Genomic DNA, 17,954 nt, shown 5'->3' on the forward strand with positions numbered 1-17,954 from the left:
TATACTGCGACCTTCAGCAGAGGAAACCACAGTGTTTGACTTGTTAGCGGCCGGGGGCTGGCTCATGCCGCCCATTATTTTATGTTCGATTATTGCGCTCTCGATTTGCATTGAGCGTTATTTTGCGCTCAATCCGCGTCGAATTGCGCCGCCGCACCTGCTGGCAACGGTCTGGCGTCAGCTTCAGAATGGCGAGCTCGACGGAATGCGCCTGAAGCAACTGCGCCAGGGCTCGCCTCTGGGCACGATTCTCGCTGCCGGGCTTGCCAATCGTAGTCAGGGTCGTGACGTCATGAAGGAGAGTATTCAGGAGGCGGCGAGCCACGTGGTCCACGATCTCGAAAAATTTCTCAATGCCCTGGGTACCGTGGCGGCCGTCTCGCCACTTTTGGGCTTGTTGGGTACGGTTCTTGGAATGATTCGGGTATTTACGGAAATCACCGTGCAGGGTACCGGCAATGCCAATGCGCTCGCAGGCGGCATCTCGGAGGCCTTGATAACCACCGCCACAGGTTTGGCGGTCGCGATTCCGGCGCTGGTCATGCATCGGTTTTATACCGCCCGTATCGATACTATCGTGGTCGGGCTCGAGCAGGAGACAATCAAGCTGGTTGACGCGCTCCACAGCAAGAATCAGACGGAATACGACGCTTGAAATTTCGCCGCCAACGTAGAGATGACCTGGCGATCAACCTGACGCCGTTGATCGATGTTGTGTTTCTGTTGCTAATTTTTTTCATGGTGTCGACCAGCTTTACCACCCAGACCCAACTGTCGGTTAACCTTCCCGAGGCAAAGGGTGAAAAAGGGGTTTCGCCGGCGAGATTAAAACTCACCATAGATGCGGCGGGTAGCTTTGCGCTGAACGGGACGCCGATTCCCGGATCACCACAGGGGCTGCGAACGGCATTGACCACGACTGCGGGGGATTCTCGAGCCACACCGCTGACGATCGCAGCGGATGGTGAGGCGGCGCATCGCTATGTGGTCAGAGCACTGGATGTCGCCAGCCAACTGGGATTCCAGCAACTGACCATCGCTGCCCAAACGCCGACTTTGGCCAGTCCGGAAGCGCAATGATGGAGGGCGCATCGTCTCCCAAAACCGCGAGCGACTGGGCGCTTTATGGTCGGCTGCTCCGTTATGTCAGGCCCTATGTGGCTATATTTTGCCTGAGTATCGTTGGTTTTATTGTGTATTCCGCGGGCAATGTACTGCTTGCGGACTTGACCCAGTTTCTGCTCGATTCACTCGGGGAGTCCACACCGGGCAACCTTGGCATTGTCGCTTCGGTGGCCCATGCGATTTGGCCACCCGGCGATAAATCCGCACTCGATTATGCACGGATTGCGGTGCCGGTTGCCGCCGTGGTTCTCTCACTGGGCAGGGCGCTCGGATATTTCGCCGGCAATTATTTTATGAATCGTGTGGCACGATCGGTAATACACGATCTGCGCACCCAGCTGTTTGATGTTTTGATCCGTGTGCCCAAGCGGCATCATGATCACCATAGCAGCGGTGCGCTCATCTCAAAAATTACCTTTAACGTCGAGCAGGTGAGTGGCGCGGCATCGGATGCACTCAAGGTTATCTTGCGCGAAGGGCTCACGATTACAGCGCTTGTTTCTTACATGCTCTTTCTCAACTGGCGCCTGAGCCTTATATTTTTCGCTGTAGCGCCCGCGATTGGTATTGTGGTCGTTGTTGTCGGCAGGCACTTTCGTCGGTATAGCCGGCGAATTCAGGATTCGATGGGGTCGGTGACCGAGGTCACCAGCGAAACCATGACCTCCTTCGAAGAAGTCCGGATGTTCGAGGCCTCCGAGCAGCAGAGCCGACGTTTTCGTGATGCCAGTCGTTTCAACCGCAACCAGAGCCTGAAACTCGCACTCGTTGAGGCGATCTCGACCCCGGTAATACAGACGCTGTTGGCGCTCGCACTGGGCTCGCTGTTTTGGTTCGCGCTGGATCCCACAATCCTCGCGGGTTTTTCCGCGGGCTCGCTGGTGGCATTTCTGACCGCTGCTGCACAACTGGGTAAACCCATTCGTACGTTGAGCGGTATTCAAAGCGTGATCCAGCGGGGGCTGGCCGCCGCAGAGGACGTATTTTCGCAGATCGATACGCCCCCTGAGCCGGATCGGGGCCACATCCCGCTGCAGCGTGCCCGCGGGGATATCAGTTTGAGATCGGTCTTTTTTTCCTATCCCGGAAGCGAGCGCCACGCCTTGCAGGACGTCTCTATCGATATTCCCGCGGGGGAAACGGTGGCCTTCGTCGGTCGCTCGGGTAGTGGTAAAACCACGCTGGTGCAGTTGTTGGCGCGTTTCTATCCTATAGGCTCCGGTCAGATCAGCCTTGATGGCGTGCCAATTGAGCATTACGCGCTGCTCGACTATCGACGCCAGATTGCGATGGTATCGCAGCACGTGGTTCTTTTTGCCGATACGGTCCGCAACAACATTGCCTTTGGTGCGCTGCGCAATTCACCCGAATCGGCGGTTCGGGAAGCTGCCCGCGCAGCCAATGCCCTGGACTTTATTGAGCGATTACCGCAGGGCTTCGATACGCTGCTCGGAGACGCCGGCGCTGGCTTGTCTGGCGGCCAGCGGCAGCGGCTCGCTATAGCGCGGGCGTTCCTGAAAGACGCGCCGATTTTGGTTCTTGATGAAGCGACATCGGCGCTGGACAACGAGTCGGAGGCAAAAATTCAGGACTCGGTGAATGAACTGATGCGCGACAAGACCACGCTGATTATTGCCCACCGGCTTTCTACAGTAGAGGCCGCTGATCGTGTTGTCGTGCTCGATGCCGGCCGGGTTGTTGCCCAGGGTACCCATCGCAGTCTGCTGGCAGAGGAGGGGCTCTATGCCAGTCTCTATCGGCAGTCCTTCAACGACGTGTGAGCGCTATCAGTCAACTGGAGAGCTTCATCAGCCGAGCCTGGTATGCGAAGGCGCCGTGGCTGTGGTTGCTGCTACCGCTATCCTTCATCGTTGGCATTGTTGTGTCTATACGCGCTCGCCGACTGCAGTCGACGCGTCATCAGCGGCTTCCTATTCCGGTGATTGTCGTCGGTGGCATTACCGTGGGCGGTACGGGAAAGACACCGGTAATAACGGCCTTAATTGATGAACTCCAGCGGCGGGGTTACCGTCCCGGTGTGGTGAGTCGCGGCTACGGGGGCACGATGCCATCGGTACCCCTGGCAGTCGCTCCGGATTCGCTGGCGTCGGTTGTCGGCGATGAGCCACTGCTGCTCTCTCGCCTCACCGGTGTTCCCGTGGCGGTATCCCGTGATCGAGCAGCGGCGGTGCGCCTCGTCGCAACACTGGGTGCCGATATTTGCCTGGCCGATGATGGCTTGCAACATATCGGCCTTCCCCGCGATGTTGAAATCGCGGTGCTGGACGGGGACCGCGGTCTCGGTAACGGCTTTCTCCTCCCCGCCGGGCCGTTGCGGGAGCCGGCTGAGCGACTCACCAGCGTCGATGCGGTGCTTGAGCGCAACGGGCGCAACCCCGAGCGCCGTTTTTATTATCAGCTCTCAGGGTTTCGCCAACTGTCTTCCGGCGTCAGGCTTGGCGCCAACGAGGCACGTGAACAGTGGGACACCGAATCCCTTGAGGCCATTACGGGTCTTGGCCAGCCAGGCCAGTTTTTCCACAGCCTTCGTGACGCCGGGTTTCCTGTCGATGGATTATCGCTTCCCGACCATCGGGTTATTAGCCGGGCCCAGCTGGCAACAATCAATGCCGAGATTGTCTTGATTACTGGAAAAGACGCCGTCAAGCTTCCCCCAGCCATTGACCAGCGGTTGTGGGTCGCGGAGATTGCTACGGTGCTGCCCGATCGGTTCACGGAGAATCTGCTGGATCGTATGCTGCAACAGAATAAGAACGGTAGAGACGTATGTTCCACGTTGTAATACCCGCTCGTTATGGTTCCACCCGATTGCCCGGTAAGGCGTTAGCTGATATTTGCGGCGAGCCTATGATTTATTGGGTCTGGCAGAGGGCGCTCGAAGCCTCTCCCCTGAGTGTGGTCGTCGCCACCGATGATCAACGCATTGCCGATGTGATGTCGGCCCGGGGCGCTGATGTCGTGATGACACGGGAAGACCATCCCTCGGGCACCGACCGCCTTGCGGAGGTCGCTGCTATCAGGGATTGGTCGGATGCTGCGATTGTGGTGAATTTACAGGGTGACGAGCCACTCATGCCGTCGGAAAATTTGCGCCAGGTCGCGGCACTTCTGGAAGTCTCCGCCGATGCTGCAGTGGCCACGCTGAGTGTACCGATTACCGAGCAATCCCAGATGTTTGATCCCTCAGTCGTTAAGGTCGTTACCGATGCGGATGGCTACGCGGCGTATTTTTCTCGCGCGTCGATTCCCTGGCACCGAGATGTTTTTGCCGCGGACAACAAAGACGCTGCAATCGCTGCAGACCGACACGCAGGCCTCTATGCCTATCGCGCGGGCTTTCTGCGCCGTTTTGTGGAGCTGGCTCCCGCTCCGACGGAAGTGCTGGAATCCTTGGAGCAACTTAGGGCACTCTATTACGGTCACCGGATTCGCGTTGAGACCGCGAAAGCCCCTATTCCTATTGGGGTTGATACTGCGGAGGATCTGGCGCATGTTCAGGGGTTGATGGAGGGGGACCATTGATACCACAACAACAACACTCATTACGTGGATTCAACACTCTGTGTCTTGATGCTACGGCCGAGTTTTTTGCGCGCGCCCAGACTGCATCCGAGGTGATGGATGCGTTCCGCTGGGCGGCTGATGCCGGCCATAGCGTGGTGCCCATCGGCGAGGGCAGTAACGTGGTTTGCAGGCCGTGGGTGCCCGGGTTGGTGCTCGCTATTCAAAACCATGGGATTTCGCTCCTTGCCGATAACGAGCACGATGTATTGATTCGTGTCGGTGCGGGGGAGAACTGGCATCGTTTGGTGCACTGGAGTGTCACCAATGGCCTTTATGGCCTCGAAAACCTGGCGTTGATTCCCGGTACCGTGGGCGCTGCGCCGGTCCAGAACATCGGTGCCTACGGCATTGAAATAGCCGCCATGATTGAATGCGTCCACGTCTACTGCCGGGAAACCCAGGCGCCCCTCGCACTGCGTCCCGAAGATTGCCAATTTGGCTATCGGACCAGCGTTTTCAAGAGCGAGGCGGGTGCCCAGTACATTATTACCGCGGTCGATTTCCGACTGCACCGGGACGCCGCGGTCAGCGTGGGGTATCCGGCGCTGCAGCACGCATTGAAAGACCAGTCGGCAACACCGGAAGCGGTCATGAATGCAGTGATCGGCATTCGACAGCAGCGTTTACCCGATCCAGCCACTGACCCAAATGTCGGCAGTTTCTTCAAAAATCCGGTGGTCAGCCGTGCCAAGGCGCTGGAGCTTTTGCACGTGGCCCCTGAAATGCCGCAATACCCGATCGATGATGACAACACCAAATTATCGGCCGCCTGGATGATTGACCAACTCCAGTGGCGAGGGCGATCTCACCAGGGAGCGGCGGTCTCTGATCGCCATGCGCTGGTGTTGATCGGTCGCGGAGCCACCGATGCCTCGGCGTTTCTCGAACTTGCCGACCAGATTGCAGGCTCGGTCGCAGACGAATTCGGGGTCAACCTGGTTATGGAGCCGCGCATCATCGGGACAGACCGTATCCATTGACCGTGGCCGAGTTTGATCACGAAGCGTTCCTGAAACGGTTGACGACGCGCCCCGGTGTTTACCAGATGATGGACGTCGACGGGCAACTGCTCTACGTCGGTAAAGCCAAAAACCTTAAAAACCGTGTCACCAGTTACTTCCGCGCCAGTGGCCTTACCGCCAAAACCATGGCGCTGGTGCGGCGTATTCACGATATTCAGGTAACGGTCACTACCACAGAAATCGATGCCTTGTTGCTTGAGCACAATCTGATCAAGCAACATAAGCCGCCGTTTAATATCCTGCTGAAGGACGATAAATCGTACCCTTACGTTTATCTGTCCAGTCAGGATCGCTGGCCGCGCCTGAGCCTCCATCGGGGTCCCAAGCGTCGCAAAGGTGAGTACTTCGGTCCCTATCCGAGCGCGGGCGCCGTGCGCTCGACGATGCATATCCTGCAAAAGGTATTCAAGGTTCGCCAGTGCGAGGACAGCTACTTCAGCAATCGGTCTCGGCCCTGTTTGCAGCATCAGATAGGGCGCTGCACGGCGCCCTGTGTGGGGCTGGTTTCCGACGACGCCTATGCCGAGCAAGTGAAAAACTCGGTACTGTTTTTAAAGGGACGCTCTCAGGAGCTGATGGTTCGGCTTGCCGATGATATGGAAGCCGCCGCCGCTGAACTGGACTATGAGCGTGCCGCCGACCTGAGGGATCAGCTGGCGCAGCTTCAGCAGGTCCAGGCCAGTCAGGGCATCGAGGGTGAGCACGGGGATCTCGATATTATTGCCGCCAGCGCCAGAGGCGGGCACGCCTGCGTCCAGGTGCTGTTCGTCAGAGAAGCCCGGGTATTGGGAAGCCGCAGCTATTATCCGCCGATCAAGCTGGACGAGGAGGAGGGCGCGGTGCTCGAAGCGTTTATCCCCCAGTTCTATCTTTCGGGTCGCCAGACTATTCCCCGTGAAGTACTGGTGAGTACGCCCCTGGAGGATGCGGAGATACTTGCCGAGGCCCTCTCGGTGCAATCGGAGCGGCGGGTAACGATTCGGCACCGGGTGCGTGAAGCGCGGGCTCGTTGGCTGCAGTTGGCTGTCCAGACGGCGGAGAATAATCTGACCTCGCATCTCTCGGGGAAACAGACCATGGCGGGGCGTTTTGAGGCCCTTCGACTGCAGTTACAGCTTGATGAGCCGCCCGCCCGAATGGAGTGTTTTGATATCAGCCACAGCTCGGGAGAGGCCACGGTGGCTTCCTGCGTGGTTTTCGATGCCAATGGTGCCAACAAGGCCGATTATCGGCGGTTCAATATCGATGGTATCGAGCCGGGAGATGACTATGCCGCGATGCACCAGGCGCTAAGTCGTCGCTATCGTCGCATTGTCAGCGGGGAGGGTAAATTGCCCGATATCCTGTTCATCGATGGTGGCAAAGGCCAGGTTTCACAGGCGATGTCCGTGTTGTCCGAACTGGAGATTACGACGGTCAGGGTTATCGGTGTGGCCAAGGGCACCACCCGCAAAGCGGGGTTCGAAACCCTGATCGACGGCGATACCGAGCGCGAAACCGTGTTGCGTGGCGACAACCCCGCGTTGCACCTGATTCAGCAGATCCGGGATGAGTCCCACCGCTTTGCGATTACCGGGCACCGGGCCCGGCGAGGCAAGGCACGCAATACCTCGACGCTGGAATCGATTCCCGGCGTGGGTAGCAAACGCCGGCGCGAGTTGCTGCGGCATTTTGGCAGCGCCAAAGGGGTTGAGAACGCGAGCATTACTGAACTCAGGAAAGTGTCCGGTATCAATGCGAATCTGGCGCAGACCATTTACGATACCTTACACACCGTTGAGGGTTAAAGCCCCGGTATTGCGAGCGGTTGTGCGATACTTACCACTTATCCCATGTAGAACGAACCGGTGCCTTTAAATCTCCCCAATATACTGACCCTTCTGCGGGTGGCTGCCATTCCGCTGCTGGTGGTCCTGTTCTATCTATCTCCGCCCATTGCCACCTGGGGTTGTGCCGCGATATTTACTCTGGCCGCCATCACCGACTGGCTCGATGGCTGGCTCGCCCGGCGCGCGGGTCTGGTTACCGCCTTTGGTGCGTTTCTGGATCCCGTGGCGGACAAGTTGATTGTGGCCACCGCCTTGGTGCTGCTGGCCGAGCGTTATGACGATTGGTTTATCACCGCCGCGGCTTGTGTGGTGATTGGGCGCGAGATTGTTGTCAGTGCGCTACGGGAATGGATGGCGCAGCTGGGTCACCGGGCGTCGGTGGCGGTAAACACCATCGCCAAGTTCAAGACAGCCCTGCAGATGATTGCGATCACCGTGCTTCTGGCTCAGCTGCCCGGAACAGCTACACCGCTCTTGTTGATGGGTGAGGTGCTGCTGCTTATCGCCGTAGTACTGACCCTGTGGTCGATGATTGTCTACCTGCAGGCGTTCTACCGGGTGGTGAAAGAAAAAGACGGCTCGGCTTGACCCGCTACCCTGTGATCGTAGAATGGGGCGATAAGCGGGAATAGCTCAGCTGGTAGAGCGCAACCTTGCCAAGGTTGAGGTCGCGAGTTCGAACCTCGTTTCCCGCTCCATTTTTAAGGCGGCTCTCAGGCCGCTGGTTGGGCGGGCCCTGAAGTCGGCTTGATTATCAGCAAAACGCTTTCGATAGATTACGGGTCTGGGCATGGCTTCCCGCTGCGGGCTTTGGTATGCTGCGCGCCGCATCGACGAGCAGGTTCCAAGCGTCGTGCCCACAACCGCCGATTGGCGGTTCTGGATTTCTAAAAAGGCTCGGTGGCAGAGTGGTTATGCAGCGGATTGCAAATCCGTCAACGCCGGTTCGATTCCGACCCGAGCCTCCAGATTTCTGAACAAATATTCTTTAAACCAATAACTTAGAAAATCGGGTTTTATTTTTCCATACTCGAATCGGGAAAGCGTGCCTCACTTGTCCCACGGGATTAGCTCCTACTTCCGGTTCTCTGTCGTAGAGGTAGCCCCGTACGCACACCGTGGAGCCAGAGAAGCCAATGTCCACGACCCCTCAGAGACGGTCAGCTAAGTGTCGCTGGAGGTCGGCTTTCGCCTAATTCCAGAATTTTAGTCACGCCCAGGTTCGCAGGGCCACAAAAAACCCGCCTTGGCGGGTTCTCAGAGTGCTGTGCTAGTTGCGATAACTCGACACGTTTTAGAACAAAACCGATTACGATTTCTACCTACAAGCACCAGTGCTGCCTTCAAGGGTTGCTTTAGACTGGTTTCTGGCTCCCCCCCTTTCATCTTGCTGTGTGTAAGTCCAATCTGCCGAATCAAAATTTAACGAGATGTTTTCGGTTAGGCGATCTTCACCACCACTACCGCCTGTTGAAACGCTTGAGATTCTCACATCATTAAAAGTGATAACAATGTATTCGAGTGGGTCTTGGCCAGCTTTTCGAACAGTAAGGGTAGCGCTTGGGTATTCTATCCCCATCATCATTCCCATCATTAAGTCGCCAGTCGCCAAGTCAATCCACTTTGTAAGCGATAAATCCTGTATGCAAGGACTGATGTTCCCTTTTCCCCTTCCGTCAAACCCGCTGCTAGCGCCCCATGACCATGCAAGCACGTCTATAGCATCTTTAAATTTCTCGTCTCGAGACTCCCCTTTAATTTCACCAATTTGCAAGAACATATCGACTGCTGCCGTTGCACTGAAACTGGCTAGCCCAAAAGCTAAAGCCGCCGCTCGTAAGGTATTTTTACTCTTAGATTTCATGCGTTCTCCGTAGTGGCCCAAGACCACGTCATGGTTTGTCGCATGTCACTAGTCAGATTGACGTTAATGCCACCCGTAGGGCGGCATTATCGGCAGTCCGGCTGTCATAGGGCATGCGCCCGTTAGACCCGTGACTTTGCGTTGCCCGCCTTTCAGCGGGGTTGCCTTTAAGCAGCAATGGCGCTGCCTCGATCAAGATAGCAGATAATGAAGTTTAGGCCACTGTAGTGGTCAACAGGTGCCGAACAGTAAGCTGAGTTTTTTTCAGCCCTCTCGGGAGCGATTCCGTTGTTGGCCGAAGGCGGACATCGAAGAGGCCCCCTACGCGTACCGTGGAGCCGGGCGATCGTATCCTCTCAAAAAAAGGGGTTTCTTGGATATCCGGGAATATTCAAAAAACTATCCAGCTACCACTTCTTCAGGTTCGATACCAATTTCTAAGTAAATAGCTTCTTTGTCTTTAGTAGAGGAGATTTCTTTGACTTTGAAACCTTCTCCAACGAGATACTTTACATACATCTTATTGTAGATGAACGCAAAAACGATTGTTGATAATGACCACGTAATAATCTGTATTATGATTTGCAATATCCCCATGCCGACATGGCCTCTAATGAGAGCAGGGATCCCACCAAAAAAAAGAGTAGTCCAAGAAAAACCGACTGGAGCTTACTTTATGGCTCCTGTATTTGGGTGCTTAAAGGTTATTGTCGAGTGTGCCACGAGTCTTTCCTATGTGATAACTAGTCTTTCAGGTGGTGCGGTTGTTGTTTGTCGGGAGCGTGAAGACCCCCGAGAAATGATTGGGTAAAAACACTTTATCTGCCGGGTTTTTAGAAATGGTGTTGTAACCCGCCAAGACCTTTTGAGCAGTTAGCAGCTGCGCGGCTTTTTCTTCACTCAAATGCTGCGAGATTTGCGCCAAATATGCCGTCTCTGCCTGGGCAATCAAGGCCAGCGCCTCGGCCTCACCTCTAGCCTTCTCAATGGCAGCGTCTCGCTCAGCTTCGGCAGTCATACGGATCGCTTTTGCTTGCCCCTCCGCCTCAGCAACAGTAGCGCGGCTTTTACGTTCAGCCTCCATTTGTTGAAGCATTGCGCGGCTGGTATCGTCGTTTACAGCAAGCTCTTGTATCTCAACTCGAGAAATTCGAATTCCCCATTTCTGCCCAGTATCTATCAAATCTGCAGAAACGCGTTCATTTAGCTGCTTTCGATTCGTAAGCACCTCATCGAGTTGCATGCTGCCCACATAAGAGCGGAGTGAATTCAATGTAATATCTGCCAGCGCAATTGGCAGAACATCAACTTCATACAAAGCGCGCTCGGGATCAACAATTGCCCAATAAACCGAGGCATTAGCGGTCACGCCCACATTGTCGCGAGTATGGCAGGTGCGCGGCTGAGTATCGATTTGCTGCTCACTCATTTCTAGGATGAAACCGCGCTTATTTGCTATACCATTCCAATCATTTACCGTACGAAATTGCTCTAAGATTGGCAGGCGCATTCGTAAACCAGCTTCTTGAATTCGCGCAAACTTTCCGAATCGTTCCAAAACTACTTTATGATTTTGAGGAATTGTATAGAACAACGACATGATTATTTCTCCTCAGAGTGCCGCTTTAAAATAGGGGTGCCATGGTCTACGCTCCCAACCTGACATACCCCGCCTGGCGCTAAGTTCTCGTCACTTTTAAAGGGCCAAAGATCACCTTGTATAGATGCCAAAATCTTGCCGTCTACTTCTTTGACAATTGCTTTTCTTCCAATTAACCCATCAACACCCGATTGAGTAATCGTGGGCGCAAGGACCTTGTCAGCAATTGATACCAAAATTTTCCGCCAAACACTGTAATGAAACGCGACGAAGAAGAACCAGCTGATGATTCCTATCAAAATTTGGTAGAGCAAATGAACATCAATGTTTAAGGCAAAAAAGACGGCCAATCTCATTGAGAGACTCGCCCTTACGCCAGCGTTCCCACATCAGGGCCTTATCCGTCTCGGTGTAACGAATCCTGGTCGGGTACGACATTGGCAACCTCCTTCTCTGTGTTAGCAGAGTCTCGGTGTTGCATGACCGATTGATTCCACAGCCGATAGCGGAAATTTGTTGTGAAGGGCAGGGCGATGAAGAAGCGGTGTGGCGGTAATGCTGGTGTCCACTTCCCCACCACGAAAACCATTACGAGCTTCGATCAGCGTATATTTATACCCCATTCGAGCTCGCTATTGCCGGGATCAGTTACCTGCACGGATGCTTCTTATTTAAGCTCCACAAAACTTTAAATCAAAGCTGGGAAGTCGCCTCCAAATTCAGGCTAATCCAGTATGGCTGGCCGGTGCTGGCAATATGATGACGCTTCACATCAAGTTAGACTTACTTGCTTGACGCTAGCAACCTGTATGGTAATGTGTAAAAAAATAAATACAGCGAGAGTGTTATGTCCAATGATAGTCCCGCAGAGTTTAAAGTCTTCGCGTTCCTCAGGCGCAACGCTGAGCTGCTCAGTCACGATGACTACCGGGCTGCACACGTAGGATTCCACTGCAGTATTACTCGCCGTTTGAAGGACATTCGCGGCTATACCGTAAATATCCATGACGAAGACACTGGGCTTGGAGACAGGCTTGCATCACTGGACTCGATACTAGTTCGAAACGAGCCTGCCGGTTTTTTGGATTTATGGGATGGGTTCCCCGCCGTACACTTTGACGATCGACACGCTTGGGTAACGAGCAGCGAGCCCGAGCCGACCCGGGTAACTGAAGAAGGATTAGTCGTCGATGAAGATTTTTCGTTGGGTGACACGCCTTATCTCTTTGACCGGATTGGACAAAGTAATGAATTTCGTTCCTACCATACTCGCATGGAGGAGCATGTTTTATTGCCAGTCGTGAGAAAGGAATCGCGACCGTGCAAGCTGATTCAGTTCTTCCGCCGGCGTGAATCATTGCCGGAGCATGATTTTCGCTCGCGTTTTTTCAATGAATATCTACCCCTTTGTGCCAATTTGCCCAGCTTAAATGGGTACATTTCGAATGTGCGTTATCGCGACATTGACACGGCGGTGAACGGCTACTATCCCGCGGATCACTGGTGCTTCAGTGATGAGGGACGAGATTTTCGCGAGAGCTTCTATTCGCTCTGGGATGGCGCAAACGAAATCTTTGTAGATGCTTTGGAGGACTTCGAGAGTGCCCGAAGCGAACACCCTGATTGGCGCCAGATTATTGCCCTAGAGGATCAGCTTTTTGATGCACTTTGGTATGTGAATGTGGATGAGAATGTAATCGTCATGCCGAACCGCCAGGCCGCTCCATCGTTCTATTACCGTTGAATTGAGGGGATTGGTAAGCTCATGCTAAAAGTATTTGGATTTGTACGACGCCACCCTTCCCTAAGCCATGATGAATATCGTTGTGGTCATGTTGGTTTCCACAATTCTTATGGGCGCCGACTTAGGAACATTCGAGGTTATATTCTTAATGTACGTGTCAACCGGCTTCTAGATGAACCTCTTGGAAAAAATGCGGCCGAGTTAGTTGCAGAAAAGCCTGCGGATTTTGATGACTATTGGAGTGGTTTCGGCCAACTGATGTTTGATTCATTGGAGGACTACTTCCAGGGTAAAAGTCCTGCGTTGGACAAGCCTGGTCCCGAAGGGCTGGAGCAAGATGATCGCGTTGCGGACGTCGGCGGAGACTTGTCGCTCCTGTTCGGACATCCGCCTATTCAGTTTCAGGTGATTGAGGAGGTGTTACAGCCCGTTGGGCGACCCGAGCACAAGATATTTAAAGTGCTTCAATTTGCGAAGCGACGAAGCGATGTGTCGAACGAAATGTTTCAGAGGGATTGGACCGGCGCTTGCGGCAAGCTATCTGGCCAGGTTCCGGGATTGCTTGGAATGATCATCAATTTTCCGACTTCATTAGACGTTATGTCTGGTTTTTTTGCGCCAGAGACGGGCGCTTTTGACGATAGTGAAATTGTCCGTAGGGAAGCCTTCCGTGCTGGATTCGACGCTATTACCGAGTACTGGTGGGTTGACCCTGACGCCATGGCGTCATGGCAATCGAGTATGAGGGCTGAATTACGCGAGGAGGAGAAACGTCTTTTTGAAACTGGTTTTTTTTGCGAAGTCGACGAGACCGTCGTGGTTCTTCCTGATCGCTCGGAGCCGCCGTGCTTCTATCATCGATAATGGGTGGTAAAAGGTTTATGTTATTGCTGGAGGGTACAGAACTAAGGTATTGATTGATTACCGCGGAGGTTAAACGCGGCCTCAACATAGAATCGTGAGCTGAAAGTTGGTTAATAACTCGCATAACAAAAGAGGAAACTATTATGAAGCGCACAAATCGGTACAGAGACTTTCAACCTGGAAAAGAACTCCACTTCCGAAAAAGCACCTTGGCTATTGCATGCTTGGCAGCTAGCTCGCTGTCGAGTTCTGTCTACGCTCAAGCCGAAGCTGAGTCCGGTAATCGTCTCGAGGAGGTCGTAGTTTCCGCACGTGGAGTTTCGGAATCTGAACGTGATATTCCTGTGGCGGTTGAGGCGTTTAATGCCGATGCTCTGAGGAAAATGAATCTCAACAGCATGGAGGCGGTGGCGGGAAATACGCCTTCGATGACTATCGTTCGAGCAGGCGAGGGTAACGGCGCCACCATTAACATAAGAGGGGTGGGGTCTACCTTTTCAAGTATCGGCATTGAGCAGTCAGTTTCCACGATTATTGATGGAGTTTATTACCCGCAGGGTCGAGTGTTGAACGAAAGCTTGTTTGACTCAAAACAGGTCTCAATCTTAAAGGGGCCGCAAGCGCTCTTCTTTGGTAAAAATGCGACCGCAGGCGTGGTCTCAATTGAAACACAGGATCCTGGTGACGAGTTTGAGATGATTCTCGGCACCAGCTATGAATTTAGGGCGAAGAACCGCGAAATTAATGCGATCTTTTCTGGTCCGCTCACCGACAAGTTAGGGGCGCGCCTTGCCCTGCGGACGACGGACGCGTCTGATGGCTTGTGGGAAAACCCGAGTGAGCAAACGATTTATCCTGACTTTGATGTTGCAACAGGTGCACTAAACGAGCTCTTCGTACCAAAGTTGGAAGAAACTTATTGGGCCGGCCTAGAGACCAACTACGCACGACTTACTCTGGATTATGCTGCTTCTGATCGTCTGAATTTCAACCTTAAAACCTCGTATTCCTCGATGGACTCTAACGGCTCTCAGGGCGGTGAGGAGCGCTGGGCTTGCCCGGCGCTTGATGGTGTCCCACATGCTGTTGATCCGGCGACGGGTAGGCCGGTACCGACTGATGCCGAGTGTGATGGGGATTGGTCGGACCCACGCCAGCCGGTTCCTCCCGCAATAGCCGCGACAAATTCGTCGCTAAATCGGTTCGACGGACAAATGGGGGAAAGATACAGGAGTTATGGGGTTACGTTGAAAGGGGATTATGAGCTAGAGAGCGGCAAGCTCACGGGTATCCTCAATTATCACGAGCAGGATACGGATTGGGTGCTTGACTCGGACCATGCAAACATTGCTCAGGTTTACGCCTCTGAAACCAATTCTTTCGAAAACATATCTGCGGAATTTCGCTATGTGTCCGACCTATCGGGATCCCTGAATTTTGTGGCCGGTGCGTACTTTCAGGAGACAGACCGCTCTTTCAATCAATTTGTGATTGATGCCTTCCTTTCAAACTCGGCTGTAGAGGACCCTCAGAATGAGCATATTCTGTTTGAGAAGTTGTCGGGAACGGATGGGGATACACAGTCTGTTTATGGAGAGCTTATCTGGGACATAACCGATGAGTTGCAACTGACAGGCGGTGCAAGATGGATTGATGAGACAAAAGATTCATTCTTTTTACACCCATACGTCAATCCCGCTGTGACCGCATTATTTACCGAAGATGTTGTAGTGGCAGCGGATCAGTCCTTCGACGACGTCTTGCCCGAAGTGACCCTACGATGGACGCCCGAGCTTAATATTATGGCCTATGTTGCATATAAAGAAGGTTTTAAATCGGGTGGCTTTTCGAACAGTGGCATACTTGGTGCAATTTCTGGAAGCCTATCTGACTTTACCTTTGACCCGGAGACCGTCGACGGATTTGAAGCTGGAATAAAGTCGTCTTTTCTTGAGAATAGCTTGCAGGTCGACTTGACTGTTTATCAGTTTACCTATGAAGGTTTACAAATAGACTTCTTCAACACGCCTGTCTTTGCATTTACTACCTCGAATGCGGGTGAGTCAACTGCAGAAGGTGTTGAGCTTGACCTGCAATGGGCTCCAATTTCAGGACTAAGGTTGAATGGCTCAGTTGCTTACAACTCGTCTGAGTACGATGACTTTATTGCCCCTTGTTATGTTGGCCAAAAGCCAAGCCAAGGGTGCACTATCCCCGGTACGTCACCAAGGCAACAGCTAGGCGGTGAGCCGACAGCACTTGCACCGGAATGGGTGGGTAGCCTGTCAGCTGATTATGATCACGTTCTTGAAAACGGACTGATGGCAGGCTTTACCGTTAACCTACAGAGCAAGTCCGATCATGTGACTGGCTCTTTTGGCGAACCAGCTGATGTGCAGGACGATTACATGACTGTTGATGCGGCGATTCGGTTGGGCTCTGCTGATGGACGCTGGGAAGTGGCATTGATAGGTAAGAACCTGACTGATGAATATGCAATCGTTGCGTCTCGTGGAGTTCCTGGCACCGGTGGTGGCACCGGTACCGAAGATGGTTTCCGCGCAGACCGGCGAGGCTTTGGCATAGAGCCGCTCACTATAACTCTCCGGGCGGAGTATAGGTTCTTCTAGACTGTAGCTGACCAAAAAACTGCCCCGTGGCTTCGCCCGGGGCTACGTCCGATAGTAAAACATGAGTGTATAAACGCCACAAAGCGGGTTACGAATTTTTGAGTGTATCGATTTGACGCTGGTGATCGATGTTGAGCGGGTAGTTGATGTTATTTCAGATAGATAATCTGGGGCTTTAGTCAACGCTAAACAAAACACATTGTGCTGGCAGTAGCGGGTCTAAAAACCAGATTAAGCTAATCTGTTTGGGTTCAGATCACGCGATTTTTCAAGTCAGAGTTGGCTCAAATCCATTAATGAGAGGCTCAGATCTATGAAACCAAAAGTCCCAACAATCCCAGGCGCAGACAAACTGTTTATTGGAGGGCGCTGGCATCAACCAAGTTCTGATCAATTTATGTCGGTGATCTCGCCTTCAGATGAAGAGGAGGTAATGCAAGTTGCGGTCCCAGCAATTGCGGACGCCGACATTGCAGTTGCAGCGGCTAGAGATGCTTTTGATCGAGGTCCTTGGCCTAGGATGTCAATGGCTGAGCGAGCTGTTTGCTGTGAACGTCTTGCTGCTGAACTAGAAAAGCGTCTTGATAGACTCAATTTGGCGTGGATGTTTGAGTCCGGTGCTCCTGTAGCTCATGGGGAAATGATTAACAGCGGTGCCGGGAAGATGATCTGGCGGAACGCTATTGAGCTCGCGAAGTCGCTTCCTGAGGAGGAGTACCGTAGTGGGGGAGGGGTTATTATCCGAAGAGAACCCGTCGGAACCACCCTCGGTGTTCTCACCTACAACGGTCCAGTAGTGCTTATGGGAATGAAGGTTATTCCCGCACTACTCGCGGGCTGCCCAATGATTATTAAGCACGCTCCAGAGTCGGCGCTGACGGCCCGCATAATAGCTGAGGCAATAGAAGAGGCAGACCTACCAAGTGGTGTTGCCAGCGTTCTTCCAGCTGGTACCGAGGTTACTCAGCATCTTGTAGGTCATGCAGGTGTCGATATGATCGCTCTTACAGGCGGTACCAATATCGCTGTTGATGTTGTCAAGCGTTCAGCGGATCGCCTCGCTAGAACTGCGCTCGAGTTAGGCGGAAAATCTCCGGCCATACTTGCGGAAGATGTGGATTTTAATGAAGTCGCGAAGACGCTAATTGATGGTTCCACCGGCTTTTTAGGCCAGGTTTGTGTCAGCTTGTCCAGAATTTTGGTTCCTCGTAGTCGGTACGATGAATTTGTGGAGCTATGGGCAGAGAAATATAGCTCGCTCAGTCTTGGGCCTGCCTGGGACACCACTGTTGATCGTGGCCCTCTTGCGGTTGAGCGGGCCTTACTTAGGGCTGAAAAGATGGTCGGGCAAGCAGTCGATGAAGGTGCCACCATTGCAGCCGGTGGGAAGCGGCCAGAAAATCTAATAAAGGGTTGGTATTTCGAGCCAACGCTGATTTCGGACGTAACCAACAGAATGTCGATCGCTCAAGAAGAGGTATTTGGGCCCGTGACCGCGGTAATACCATACGAAGGTATTGAGGAGGCGATCGAGATAGCCAATGACTCGCCCTTTGGGCTTGCCGCATCTGTCTACACTCAAGACTCAGATCTCGCCATGTCGGTGGCCCGTCAACTGCGCACAGGTGGAGTTGCAGTTAACTTAGCGGGTATTTCTTTGACAGAGCCATTTGGCGGGGTGAAGCAGTCAG

General features: G+C 53.4%; 15 protein-coding genes, 2 tRNA genes and 1 riboswitch. Of the genes, 14 read left to right on the top strand and 3 right to left on the bottom strand.

Going from position 1 to position 17,954, the window contains the following annotated elements:
• Positions 1-31 precede the first annotated feature (31 nt).
• From NOR51B_RS10965 to NOR51B_RS11010, 10 genes are all read left to right on the top strand, one after another.
• Entirely contained in the window at positions 32-655 is a 624-nt protein-coding gene (locus NOR51B_RS10965; protein ID WP_040482042.1) for a MotA/TolQ/ExbB proton channel family protein, read from the top strand.
• Positions 652-1,080, top strand: coding sequence for an ExbD/TolR family protein (locus tag NOR51B_RS10970; RefSeq protein ID WP_009020843.1), 429 nt, complete (start codon positions 652-654; stop codon positions 1,078-1,080). The genes NOR51B_RS10965 and NOR51B_RS10970 overlap by 4 nt, the downstream gene beginning before the upstream one ends.
• The gene (gene msbA, locus NOR51B_RS10975; RefSeq protein WP_230198454.1) at positions 1,077-2,906 is read left to right on the top strand and encodes a lipid A export permease/ATP-binding protein MsbA; all 1,830 of its coding nucleotides are present in this window, start codon (positions 1,077-1,079) and stop codon (positions 2,904-2,906) included. Before NOR51B_RS10970 ends, msbA begins: the two co-directional genes overlap by 4 nt.
• Positions 2,903-3,928: a tetraacyldisaccharide 4'-kinase gene (gene lpxK / locus NOR51B_RS10980; protein WP_009018945.1), complete on the top strand. Its 1,026-nt coding sequence runs from the start codon at positions 2,903-2,905 to the stop codon at positions 3,926-3,928. The genes msbA and lpxK overlap by 4 nt, the downstream gene beginning before the upstream one ends.
• A complete protein-coding gene (gene kdsB, locus NOR51B_RS10985; RefSeq protein ID WP_009020826.1) occupies positions 3,913-4,668 on the top strand; it encodes a 3-deoxy-manno-octulosonate cytidylyltransferase in 756 nt (251 codons plus the stop codon). Before lpxK ends, kdsB begins: the two co-directional genes overlap by 16 nt.
• The gene (gene murB, locus NOR51B_RS10990; protein ID WP_050759468.1) at positions 4,665-5,690 is read left to right on the top strand and encodes a UDP-N-acetylmuramate dehydrogenase; all 1,026 of its coding nucleotides are present in this window, start codon (positions 4,665-4,667) and stop codon (positions 5,688-5,690) included. The genes kdsB and murB overlap by 4 nt, the downstream gene beginning before the upstream one ends.
• A 2-nt stretch (positions 5,691-5,692) precedes the next feature.
• Entirely contained in the window at positions 5,693-7,519 is a 1,827-nt protein-coding gene (uvrC, locus tag NOR51B_RS10995) for an excinuclease ABC subunit UvrC (RefSeq protein ID WP_009020175.1), read from the top strand.
• Positions 7,520-7,579: 60 nt separating this feature from the next.
• Positions 7,580-8,149, top strand: a complete 570-nt coding sequence (gene pgsA / locus NOR51B_RS11000; protein WP_009020604.1) for a CDP-diacylglycerol--glycerol-3-phosphate 3-phosphatidyltransferase — start codon at positions 7,580-7,582, stop codon at positions 8,147-8,149.
• 34 nt (positions 8,150-8,183) lie between these two features.
• Positions 8,184-8,259, top strand: a tRNA-Gly gene (locus NOR51B_RS11005).
• Between the two features lie 196 nt (positions 8,260-8,455).
• Positions 8,456-8,529 (top strand) — tRNA-Cys (locus tag NOR51B_RS11010).
• 350 nt (positions 8,530-8,879) lie between these two features.
• Here the strand turns inward: NOR51B_RS11010 and NOR51B_RS11015 are convergent.
• The 3 genes from NOR51B_RS11015 to NOR51B_RS15940 all read right to left on the bottom strand — a co-directional run bounded on the left by NOR51B_RS11015 (position 8,880) and on the right by NOR51B_RS15940 (position 11,381).
• Entirely contained in the window at positions 8,880-9,425 is a 546-nt protein-coding gene (locus NOR51B_RS11015; protein WP_081443950.1) for an Hcp family type VI secretion system effector, read from the bottom strand.
• Positions 9,426-9,513: 88 nt separating this feature from the next.
• Positions 9,514-9,601: riboswitch (cyclic di-GMP riboswitch) on the bottom strand.
• A gap of 575 nt (positions 9,602-10,176) precedes the next feature.
• Positions 10,177-11,025 carry an SPFH domain-containing protein gene (locus NOR51B_RS11025; protein WP_040482044.1) on the bottom strand — a complete coding sequence of 283 codons (849 nt, stop codon included), beginning with the start codon at positions 11,023-11,025 and terminating at the stop codon, positions 10,177-10,179.
• A gap of 2 nt (positions 11,026-11,027) precedes the next feature.
• A complete protein-coding gene (locus tag NOR51B_RS15940; RefSeq protein WP_040482045.1) occupies positions 11,028-11,381 on the bottom strand; it encodes a hypothetical protein in 354 nt (117 codons plus the stop codon).
• Positions 11,382-11,872: 491 nt separating this feature from the next.
• On the opposite strand from NOR51B_RS15940, the gene NOR51B_RS11035 reads away from it, so the two are divergent.
• The 4 genes from NOR51B_RS11035 to NOR51B_RS15535 form a co-directional block, all read left to right on the top strand.
• Positions 11,873-12,769 carry an EthD domain-containing protein gene (locus NOR51B_RS11035; RefSeq protein WP_009019615.1) on the top strand — a complete coding sequence of 299 codons (897 nt, stop codon included), beginning with the start codon at positions 11,873-11,875 and terminating at the stop codon, positions 12,767-12,769.
• A gap of 21 nt (positions 12,770-12,790) precedes the next feature.
• On the top strand, positions 12,791-13,633 hold the full coding sequence (locus NOR51B_RS11040) for a hypothetical protein (protein ID WP_009020207.1): 843 nt from the start codon (positions 12,791-12,793) through the stop codon (positions 13,631-13,633).
• Between the two features lie 143 nt (positions 13,634-13,776).
• Positions 13,777-16,263: a TonB-dependent receptor gene (locus NOR51B_RS11045; RefSeq protein ID WP_009019460.1), complete on the top strand. Its 2,487-nt coding sequence runs from the start codon at positions 13,777-13,779 to the stop codon at positions 16,261-16,263.
• 313 nt (positions 16,264-16,576) lie between these two features.
• On the top strand, positions 16,577-17,954 hold a 1,378-nt coding region (locus NOR51B_RS15535; RefSeq protein WP_040482047.1), incomplete at its 3' end, for an aldehyde dehydrogenase family protein.

This window comes from Luminiphilus syltensis NOR5-1B, from assembly GCF_000158175.1.
Classification (GTDB): domain Bacteria; phylum Pseudomonadota; class Gammaproteobacteria; order Pseudomonadales; family Halieaceae; genus Luminiphilus; species Luminiphilus syltensis.